This is a genomic window from Plectonema cf. radiosum LEGE 06105, from assembly GCF_015207665.1.
GTDB classification, from domain to species: Bacteria; Cyanobacteriota; Cyanobacteriia; order Cyanobacteriales; family Nostocaceae; genus Rivularia; species Rivularia radiosa_A.
The window spans coordinates 1-10,014 of record NZ_JADEWL010000195.1; the positions used below are offsets into that span (position 1 = coordinate 1).

Annotated in this window: 9 protein-coding genes; 5 read left to right on the plus strand and 4 right to left on the minus strand. The window is 35.8% G+C overall.

Annotated elements, in window-relative coordinates:
* Positions 1 to 137: 137 nt before the first annotated feature.
* Both IQ247_RS29455 and IQ247_RS29460 read left to right on the plus strand, forming a co-directional pair.
* The gene (locus tag IQ247_RS29455; protein ID WP_193925420.1) at positions 138 to 1,499 is read left to right on the plus strand and encodes a hypothetical protein; all 1,362 of its coding nucleotides are present in this window, start codon (positions 138 to 140) and stop codon (positions 1,497 to 1,499) included.
* Between the two features lie 9 nt (positions 1,500 to 1,508).
* Entirely contained in the window at positions 1,509 to 3,020 is a 1,512-nt protein-coding gene (locus IQ247_RS29460; RefSeq protein ID WP_228060160.1) for an ATP-binding protein, read from the plus strand.
* Between the two features lie 99 nt (positions 3,021 to 3,119).
* Here IQ247_RS29460 and IQ247_RS29465 read toward each other — a convergent pair whose 3' ends face one another.
* Positions 3,120 to 3,374 carry a hypothetical protein gene (locus tag IQ247_RS29465; RefSeq protein WP_228060161.1) on the minus strand — a complete coding sequence of 85 codons (255 nt, stop codon included), beginning with the start codon at positions 3,372 to 3,374 and terminating at the stop codon, positions 3,120 to 3,122.
* Positions 3,375 to 3,567: 193 nt separating this feature from the next.
* Complete coding sequence (locus IQ247_RS29470; RefSeq protein WP_228060162.1) at positions 3,568 to 3,759, minus strand: hypothetical protein; 192 nt, start codon at positions 3,757 to 3,759, stop codon at positions 3,568 to 3,570.
* Positions 3,760 to 3,990: 231 nt separating this feature from the next.
* On the opposite strand from IQ247_RS29470, the gene IQ247_RS29475 reads away from it, so the two are divergent.
* Positions 3,991 to 4,290 (plus strand): hypothetical protein, encoded by a 300-nt coding sequence (locus IQ247_RS29475; protein ID WP_193925422.1) that lies wholly within the window; start codon positions 3,991 to 3,993, stop codon positions 4,288 to 4,290.
* On the plus strand, positions 4,287 to 4,712 hold the full coding sequence (locus IQ247_RS29480; RefSeq protein WP_193925424.1) for a type II toxin-antitoxin system VapC family toxin: 426 nt from the start codon (positions 4,287 to 4,289) through the stop codon (positions 4,710 to 4,712). The genes IQ247_RS29475 and IQ247_RS29480 overlap by 4 nt, the downstream gene beginning before the upstream one ends.
* A gap of 231 nt (positions 4,713 to 4,943) precedes the next feature.
* Here the strand turns inward: IQ247_RS29480 and IQ247_RS29485 are convergent, their stop codons facing one another.
* Both IQ247_RS29485 and mobV read right to left on the minus strand, forming a co-directional pair.
* On the minus strand, positions 4,944 to 5,768 hold the full coding sequence (locus IQ247_RS29485; RefSeq protein WP_193925426.1) for a hypothetical protein: 825 nt from the start codon (positions 5,766 to 5,768) through the stop codon (positions 4,944 to 4,946).
* Between the two features lie 646 nt (positions 5,769 to 6,414).
* Positions 6,415 to 7,995 (minus strand): MobV family relaxase, encoded by a 1,581-nt coding sequence (gene mobV, locus IQ247_RS29490; protein WP_193925428.1) that lies wholly within the window; start codon positions 7,993 to 7,995, stop codon positions 6,415 to 6,417.
* Positions 7,996 to 9,100: 1,105 nt separating this feature from the next.
* Between mobV and IQ247_RS29500 the strand changes: the two genes are divergently transcribed.
* A complete protein-coding gene (locus IQ247_RS29500) occupies positions 9,101 to 9,961 on the plus strand; it encodes a ParM/StbA family protein (RefSeq protein WP_228060163.1) in 861 nt (286 codons plus the stop codon).
* The last annotated feature ends 53 nt before the right edge of the window (positions 9,962 to 10,014 follow it).

Below are 10,014 nucleotides of genomic sequence, written 5' to 3' on the forward strand. Positions count from 1 at the left end.
AATATATATTGTTCAATAGTTTCTTGCTTCTCCGGTAAACGACCAACTTAGCTGGAGAGCAAGCAAGCTATCAATCTTATTTACCCCTGCCCTCTTCCCCCTGCTCCCTTGCCTTTTTATAAATAGGAGTTAATCAGATGCCAGATATATTTACTGTCAATGAAAGTGATGCAACTGCAATACAGCAACGTTACGAGCAACTAATTGAAGTATTGCTAAAAGCTGTATTAAATGTAAAGCAAGACTCGGATAAACAAGGGTTGAAAATATTTGATGGAGATAAATTAGTTTACGGACATGATGAAAATCAATTTCGCGATGAGGTGTCGGGTATTGGGGGGCAACTTTTAAATCCTCAACTGATTGCACAACTCCAACAATTACGTTCTACACAAGTTGGAGAAGTAGTAGATGGGGCGATTAATAAGAGAATTGAATTAGACGGCGAAGTCCTAGTACAATCTGACTCGGATGGTAAGGTAATCGTTAACAATTTCTTGCAGCAAGAAGCTGTTACAGATATAAAACCATCTAAAGAATATTCGGATAATATTAACCAAATTATTCAACCGGAATTATCGCCACCCGACTATATTCAAGAAGAGATAAGTTCATCGACAATCCCAGGCTCAACGAGAGTAGCCGAATCATTACAGGTTTTAGTTGATAGTCCGTTGAAGACATTATTAAGTTCAGAAATTGAGCAATTAAAAGCAGAAGTAAAATCACTACAGCAAGAAAGAAATTTGTATCAGGAATTAATCGAGCAAAGGTTAAAGCAACCACAAAATACTTCATGGTGGCAACAAGTAGTTAATAATGCATCAACCGTTGTTTCAAGTGTCACTTCTGCTGTAAAAATAGGATTGCGCGAATACAAAGAAAATTCAAAACAGCATCAATTCGCAGCATCAATAAAAAATTTATTTCAACTGCAAACCCAACCAGGAGAAAATCAGTATCAAGCAGGTGATTACCAAATCTCTCGCAGCGGTTCATTGTATGAAGTAAAAGATTCAGCGACAGATAAATTTTTAATACAGTTCCGCGAAACCCCTTTAGGAGTAAAAGTAGAAAAGGGTGATTTAGCTTCTTTAAATATTCAAGATATTAACTCCTTACAGAATTATTTGCGAAAAAACGAACCAGTTCCTGCATCTTTTGCTCCAGTAGGAAAGCAAGAAGCTGAATACTTTGCTCGTGTAGAGAGAGTTACGAATGCGCTTACACAATATGCTGTTGCACAACAAACCGATGTGGAAATTGATGGGCGATTTTCTTATAAATGGAAAGCTAGCTCCAATGGTAACGTACAAATCGAAGCGAAAGATGGACGCGGTAATTTACTTGAAAAAACTGGAGGACAGTTAACAAGTAATATGAACGAGCGGGATTTAATTTATTTTGAGCAAATTTTACCTAAATTACAACCGAGGAATCATAAACAAGTAACCATATCTCAATTTAATCAAGTCACAGACAACAGCTTAGAAAGATAGTTTAATTATATGAAATTATCTCAACTGAATTTATATCTCGATTCTGGTGTTCCAATTGTTTGTGTTAATGCTCCTTCACCAGAAAGAATAAACGTATTAGAGGACATTTATATTGAATGCTCTCAAAAGAGAAATATCCCCGTTCATTTATGGAATGCTGGTTGGGGATGCTTTAAACGAGTAGAATATGATTCACATTCAAAAGTCTGCTTTGTTAATTCAAAAACTAAATATAAAAGCCTTTTCAGTAATTTTGATTATTTATTAGATAGTAAAGTAATAGGTATTTTTATTTTTGAGAATCTTTCATCTTTAGTAAAGATAGACTCACCTAAAATTATTTCACAGTTAATTAATATTTTTTTCGAGTTAAAGAATAGTAATCAATTAAAATATTTGATAATTTTATCGACTGATGATATCGAGTTACCAAAATCCTTAAGCAGTTTAATTCCCAGTATTTCTTATCCGCTACCTAATCATGAAGAAATTATTAATTTGATAGAAGAATTTTTAAGTGAATTACCAGACAAATTAAATAAAGAAGCGTTGGTTAGTGCTTGCGCTGGTTTAACAAAAGAAGAAATACGTAATGGGTTAAACATTGCACTAAACTCCTGCTCTCAGTTAAAATATGATAATTTCGCTCAACATTTACTTGAATACAAAATAAATCGCTTTCGTTCAAATAATTTAAACTTTGTTGCTAAACCAAACGTTCCTAATTTTGGTGGTTTGGATTTACTCAAAAAATATATAGAAAACGTCAAATATGACTTTTTACCCCAAGCACGAACCGCTAATATTCCACTTCCCAAAGGTTGTTTGTTGGTAGGACCACCGGGAACGGGAAAAACTCTATCAGCCAATGTCATTGCTAAAATATTAGGTTTTCCTTTAGTAAGCGTGGATACCGCTCTGGTTGTTGCAAATGGTGCAAGTTATCTCAAACAAATAGTGGAGCGGGTAGAAGCTTGCGCTCCTGTCGTAATGTATTTTGATGAGTTCGATAAGTTGTTTGCCGCATCTAATGAATCGGGAGAAGACATTAGCTCTCGCCAAATTTTAGGAACGTTATTAACTTGGTTGCAGGATAAAACAAGTGCAGTGTTTGTAATTGCAACTCTTAACCGTCTCGATGCATTACCACCGGAATTAACCAGGGTGGGAAGATTTGATGAGATTTTTTATGTGGGGTTTCCTCAAGCTATTGAGCGAAAAGAGATTTTGATCGTGCATCTTTCTAAGTTTGATGCGCGTTATAAAACTGACGATGTGCTTACAGAGAAAGAATGGCGCATTGTTCTTAACAAAACTGTCAACTGTAGTGGTGCGGAATTAGCGCAAATGGTTCTTTATGCTGCGCGTGCTAAATTCCACCAGGGTTGTCAGATGGAAATTGGGTTGTGCGAACTGTTGGAGCAACGAGAAATGATGGTTCCTTTGTATGTTCGGGATACTGATAGGGTGTTAGCGATAGGCGAAGCCGACACCCTCCGGGTGTATCGCCAACCGTGCTAAATATATTACTCAGCCTGCATCAAGTGCGGATACATCAGTTTTCGCTCCTACGATTACTAGCTTTTGGGGAGAAGTTTCTTAAAGCGATGAAATACATTTTCACAAAATTTCATCAACCAAAACCGTCCCACCTTCTCGAAAATCAATGCCTAAGTGATAATCTTGAAGTAAAGCTGTTCCAACAAGTGGACGACGACCCATTGCAAGAACTGCTACGTTACGCTGCATCCCATTCCATAAAATAGTTGCTAAAAAAACGTCAGTTGAAACGTTTGAATTATTCGCAAGGTTGGCATTTATCTGTGTAAGATAGGTTAAGCCAAGTTTAGCTATAGCGCCAGGTGGTAAAGTCAAAAAACCTTCCTTCCCCAGTATCTACAACGAACTGAATTTCTATATTTGGAATTTCTGGGAGACATAGAATTATACCTATCTGAGCCTGAAGCCCAACAACAGTTCCATTTATCACTCTGTCATCCTAAATAATGTACCACCAACCGCATAAACAGCATTAAAACCGATTCTTTCCGACCAGAGCGCTGCTTTACTATTGTTTACTTCGTAATTTTAAGCTCGTTACAACTAAATCATCGCCTATTTCATATTCACCCGTTTCAATATTAATCGAGACAATTTTGCCGATATTTTCTGGTGTCTCGACTCTTAGACGAATGTTTGAGTCGTAGAGTTCTTTCCCACGTTGGGTAATTTCTTCATCACTAAGGTTGGGTTTAGACATAAAACGGTTGAACCTATGCTTCAAAGATCGGATACTTCTATCTTAATTTTAAACTAGAAGTTAGAATGAGATACATCCATCAAGTTCAAGTTTAATTATGCAGTTACATTCAAACATTTAGGGAGAAGTTTCTTCCTAAAAATTAAGAATCCTTAAAGATAAAAACTTATAGACAAGATATAATGACGATTGTTGATATAAAATTCAAAAAAGTTAAGCTAAATAAACATTGTGGATAATTGGAATATTTTAGTAGAAAATACAGACGATGGTTTTACGGTAGCGACTGTCTTAGAAGTTCCTGATTGTCAAATTACTGATAAAACAAAACAAGGTGCTGTTGAGAAAGTTCTTTCTAAGTTGCAAAAACGTCTAGCTAATGCCGAAATTGTTCAGATTCCAGTATCAACACAACCACTTGTCTCGGAAAACTCTTTAATGAAATTTGCTGGAATATTTCAGGACGACCCAGATTTTCTTGAAATTATGCAAGAAATGAGAGCAGAGCGCGAATTAGATAGCGACCAATGAGTTTCTGGATTCTTGATACTGACCATGCCTCACTATTTCTAGCTGGAAATAAGTCAATTATAACTCAAGTTGCAAAGCATTCCAATGATGTAGCCATTACCGTAATTACTGTTCAAGAACTATTTAATGGTTGGGCTGGAAAATTAAATGACCCTACACAACAAAGCAACCTTGTTCATCTTTATACTAAATTATGGAAAACCACAGAATTTTTTAAGGTAATAACTGTCTTGAACTTTGAAGAAGATGCTGAAAATACTTATCAAGCCTTACGGCAAAATAAGGCTTTAGCAAAAAAGAGAATTGAAAAAGATTTACGAATAGCATCTATTGCTCTGGCTCAAAATGCAACAATCGTTACACGTAATTACAAAGATTTTTCCCAAATTCCAAACCTAAATATTGAAAATTGGCAAGATTAATACTTTTGTACAAGTCTCTACGAGAATTAGTATCATCAAAATGCTTTTTTACATTTACGTAAGTCGGCGTTAAAAATTAAGGTATGTCCGCAGCGAGTGGAACGGTCTTCTCAGCGTATCCTAATGGACGACGGCAAACAATAAGTTAGAGAGTGAAAATGGCATGGTTATGCGTGTTATGAAAGAGCTTAAAAGTCGATTGCTTGTGATAGCAATAGAGCAAGCTACTTTTTACTCGTTTGCTTCAGAAATAGCCTTATTAATCCGTAGATCAATACCAATCTTTGCACAAGTCTTTAAAAGCGCGATCGCATTCCTATTCCCTCTATTTGCAAAATGTTCCCATACCGACAACCAATCTGGAATTGACAGCGCATATATACTTATAAACTCATCTTTCTCCATCACCCGGCATTCCGTAATATCCTTGGACAGCTTTAAATCAGATAGAATCCTTGCTTTCTTCGGTGAGTAATTAACTAACCAATTCGAGTCGTGTTGAACGCACCTCAAACCTTCTTGATATTCAATACGACATTCCCCAGATTGCAAAAGCAAAACTTGTATATTTAAGTTAACCTCCAATTCGACAGATATTTTTCTAGCTATTTCCACCCAATAATTACCAGTGAAAAAACAAGGGTTTGGCGTACTGCGAGATGCACCTTTAAATCTACCTAATGCTTTAATCAAGGAATGCCATTCACGACGAGAAAACATTAAAGGATGTTTATCCAACTCGCCATTCTTCAACAATGTGGATAAGTAAATTGCAGCCACAGACAAGGGATAAACTTGAACTTCAACACCATTGTCAATTTGTACAGTTAAAGTCTCTAAAGAAAGCGACTCAATAAACGAGCGGACAACCTTTTTAGGTTGACCTACTAATAGTGCCATCTGTCGGTCGCTCATGAATAAAGCACCATTTGGTAATTGATAGGCTTTCCAACATCGGTCGTAATAGCGCCAACAGGAAATCGATACTCTTGGTAATTGTGCATCATAAGGTTGATGAAGTTTTGAGTCGATGTTTATGTTATCTTTTTGGTTCATAACTACCAACAATTAGGATAAAATCAGCAATCTAAATTGAGCCAAAGATTCCAAGATTCATTGACAAATTTGTCTTATGAAAGAAATAAGTGAATGTTATCCCCCCTATATAAACAACCAGACATATGTGTCCGGTACGAAGGATTATTATCCTTTAATTGGTAGATTTAATTAATGCACCTTTTCACAACTAAAAAAGTAGATAGCACCAAATTTATAACAATACAAACTTTATCTATGCTTTAAATAGCAGATTGTTAAATTCATCCTAACTTAAAAATATAGAAGCTTCAAAATGTTATGAGCATCAACGAAATTATTCCCAAAAAGTAAAATAATTATTCGGGTGAATTGAGATATTTTATCTACATACATTAAGCGTATTTTTAGTATATACACGTAAACTTTACATATGAATCGTGCATTAAATAACCTGTTATTAGCTAGCTTTAACGCTTAGATTATGAAAAAGATACTTCTGTAGATCAATATTGCTATTGATAGCATCCATACTTCTATTTTTAGTACATAAATATTAGTATATTTTCTTTGATTGCACTAAGAAATGCTGGGTGTTTTTTATAACTCGTGATACTGAATTTTGAAAAAACACATATATTTCATATTAAATGCAGCAATTATGATGTTAATAAAATGCTTGTTGCTGGTTATATTTGGAAAAATCAATCGCGTTAGGTAAAATTTTTCTTATTGAAATGATTCTTTTTTTTGGCATCGCAACAACTACATTTGGTAAAGTTGTGAGAAGTTGTAGTGGTAATGGCGCATTTTCATGATCGAGAGTCAGGTAAAGGGTTCTATGGTTATGAGGTGCATTTCTTATCATAATCTTGAGTGCATCTATTGGAGAAGAATTTAGAACCGCTGTTTCTATCAATCCACGATTTGAACCACCCATGCTTAAATGAAACCAACCATTTGAGCGTCTACTACCCGAATAAATCGTAAAATTATTTTCGCTATTATTTAAAGAATATAAATAAGCTCCTGTTGTTCTCCCATCAAGATTACGAGCTATAAATACTGCATTGCCATCCGTCGAAGCATATAATAAACCTCGTTCTTGTAGAGTTTTCAAAAACTTCTGTGGAATAGAATGCTTTTGATTCAAGTAATGCTCGACTTCCCCAAAGTGTTGCGCTTGGGGTTTGGGTGGTACAAATATACACTCAGGTGTTTGACGCGCAATACTTAAAGCACTTTTGGAAACTGCATTAAGCATCGCTTTTTCACCAAATCTGTCCCGCAACCAAACTACTGCATCGTCAAGATTACACTTGTTAACGCTCATCACTAAAGATAGTGGATTATCTTCATACTTAGAATTATTTAGCCCTAGCTCGTAAGCAACTTCGGATAGTGATAAATTCTGTCGTCCGTGGTTTGCTCTAAGCAGATGTAACTCCTTTTCTAAAGAGTATCGTAACTGTTCGCTCCGAGATACAGTTTGCTTTAACTCGATTAGTTTTTGGTAATTGCGATCGCGCTCTCTTAACTGAGAATTAATAACCTCCAACTGTGGATTTAATAGCTCAATAACCCTTTGTCTGTATGCAACACTTCCTTCTTGTGCTTGTGGTTGGGGAATATAACGCTCTAAATCGAGTAATTGAGAATCTTGATTTACTGCTGCATAGTACTTCTTGACTTTAGTATGAGTCGCAACGCTCCCTTTTACACCTCGCACTATTCCCAAATGTTCAACAGCATTGGCAAAACTATCTTGCAACTGATACATTTTCGCTCTTGTACCAAACAGCGCTTTGCAGTTGAGTTTGCCTCGCTCATCTAGCGGTACGAGATAAGCGTGGATATGAGGTGTTATTTCATCGAGATGTAATGAGGCTTTTACTATGCGATCGCCCCAAGAATTATCTAACCATTTGACAACTGCCTCAACAAAATCATCCAAGCGCTGTTTGTCATAACTTCCACCTTCGTGTGCTGCATAGGGACGGAAGTATTCTGCGCTTGCGCTTAACAACATCTCCACTGCTAGAACAGCATCAGAACGATATTTTTGGGAACCGATTTTGTTTCTAACTTTCATTAATAAATCAAGGTTGTCACAATCTCCTATCACTTCTAAATTTGTGATCTGTGGATTGGCTGATGGTGTATCTACCTTCCTTGCAGTGTGTGCTTCACTCCGAACTAAAGCTGACCAAGATTTTATTTTCTGAATTCGACAAATTGTAAAAGCCATCTTTTTTTACCTGAGAAAATAATAAGGAAGGCAGTCGGAAGACATATTAAGACTTAGATTATTAGTGGTGTTAGCGGCTAGCCGCTAGCGGAGCGTACCGTAGGTATTGCGTGTCCGGAGGACATATCAATTGTTTCATAAGGACTGACTTCTAAGTAGGGAGAAAGGGAGTAAGGATAGTGAAAATACTTCTTTTCCACTGCCGACTGCCTACTTTCCACTGCCCTTCATTGTTATCGCATTTATTAATAAGTAAGCGGAATTGATTTCCAAAAATATCTAAAAATAACCAATACATATACCTAATTAGTTACGTAAGCAGAAAAGAATATAAGTATTATTTGAATCATATATGTTGTGTATAAAGACTGACAAGTTCGATTCTTCCCACTATTTCTAGTTAATATACAAAACACTAAATATTACCAAAACTAGTAATTATACAGAAGCATCATTTTAAGATGATGTTCTTAAGATGAAAGCATAGAAATAAATACAGCATCATAACAATATTAATTGATATAAGTTTAACTATCGCTGCTTTTATACTGATATTTTTAGGCACTTCTCACCTAAGTATCTTATCTGTCTTTAGTTATATTGCAGTAATTAGGATTAGTTTGCTAACAAGGTAAGTAAGATTTTATTTCATGAAAAGGAGAGTAAATTGAATAATTGATCTATTAGCTTTATTAATCAGATGTACCTTGCCGGAAAACCATTATTCGGAAATCAAGAACTATGACCAATTTAATTTTTGACGTGATTAGGCTGGATTATTTTCCAGCCATTATTCAAAACAAAGGTGTAGTGTGTTTCACTTTTATAACTGAGAAAAAGCTGGAATATTTTATGCCCTATTTTTAACGCTGCATTTAATATTTTCTAAAATCACTGCTGAATTTAGTCATTTAATACTGTGTTTTATTCCTCAATTTCTCTCTCCGTAACAGTTAGACAGTTGTCATTAATCAAAATAATCAGAAGGAATTACAAGGAATTTTTAATCAAAAATAGCCTCCAATGTCCATAAGTTTGATTAATAATGGACCTTTATTTTCCTTAACTTTCCTTGAAAATAACCGCATTAAATAAATAAAAACCCATGAGTAAAAACACTCAGCAGAAAAATAATTCTTCCCCCTTATTAATTTTGGCTTTGGATTTTGGAGGAAGCGCAACCAAAGGTTTTTATTGCACTTTGAAGCAAAATCAAACAGCATCTTTGGTAATGGAACCGGAAGTGGTAAGAATTTCTTTGGATTCTGTAGCTTCGGAAATTTTAGGTGTAACCGAACCAGAAAACGCTGCATGGGTAAATTACATGGGTGAAACCTTTGCTGTGGGATATTTGGCGAAAAGTAACTATTATGCAAATCAGGGATTAAAAGAGTTAAAGTACGAACGTGCAGTTGCGAAGACATTAGCTTTCATCTGGGCTATCTCGCAGAAACTTCAGTTAGGTACAAAATTTCGACTTGCGCTTATTTGTTTGCTACCACCGGGGGAGTTTGAGAATAGAGAGAGTTTTCATCAACATCTTGAAGCAGCATTTGCTGGCTTTATGACACCTACCGGAAAAATGCAGCTTATATTGACTCAATTCAAGTGCTTACCTGAAGGTGCAGGAATATATCTTGCTTACCAAAAGAAGTTGGGAGAGGCTATTAAAACTAAAACGATTGCATTGGTAATGGTTGGTTATAGAAATGCTTCTGTGTTAATTAGCGATAAGGGGATGGTTGCACTTGATGGAAAAACTTCCGCGCTAGGGATGATTCGATTGTTAGAGAAGGTGGTTGCTAGAACTTCCGGACAGAATGCTTCACAACTAGCTTCTGCTGTGGTGGCTGCTGGTAGCGATATCTCTACTACCCCTCTAACAAAGTTATTAGACATCTCCGAAAACAACCAAAGTTTTACTATCACTACCTTTAAAAGTGCGATCGCCAAATCGCAAAGGTAGTGAGTTTGTACGTAAAAATAATGCTTTGAGATGCTTACTATTAATAACTAGCC

Bases quoted from the DNA above. Each gene is read 5' to 3' on its own strand.
- IQ247_RS29455 (WP_193925420.1), top strand. From the start codon at position 138: ATGCCAGATATATTTACTGTCAATGAAAGTGATGCAACTGCAATACAG.
- IQ247_RS29460 (WP_228060160.1), top strand. From the start codon at position 1,509: ATGAAATTATCTCAACTGAATTTATATCTCGATTCTGGTGTTCCAATT.
- IQ247_RS29470 (WP_228060162.1), bottom strand. From the start codon at position 3,759: ATGTCTAAACCCAACCTTAGTGATGAAGAAATTACCCAACGTGGGAAA.
- IQ247_RS29480 (WP_193925424.1), top strand. From the start codon at position 4,287: ATGAGTTTCTGGATTCTTGATACTGACCATGCCTCACTATTTCTAGCT.
- IQ247_RS29485 (WP_193925426.1), bottom strand. From the start codon at position 5,768: ATGAACCAAAAAGATAACATAAACATCGACTCAAAACTTCATCAACCT.
- mobV (WP_193925428.1), bottom strand. From the start codon at position 7,995: ATGGCTTTTACAATTTGTCGAATTCAGAAAATAAAATCTTGGTCAGCT.
- IQ247_RS29500 (WP_228060163.1), top strand. From the start codon at position 9,101: ATGAGTAAAAACACTCAGCAGAAAAATAATTCTTCCCCCTTATTAATT.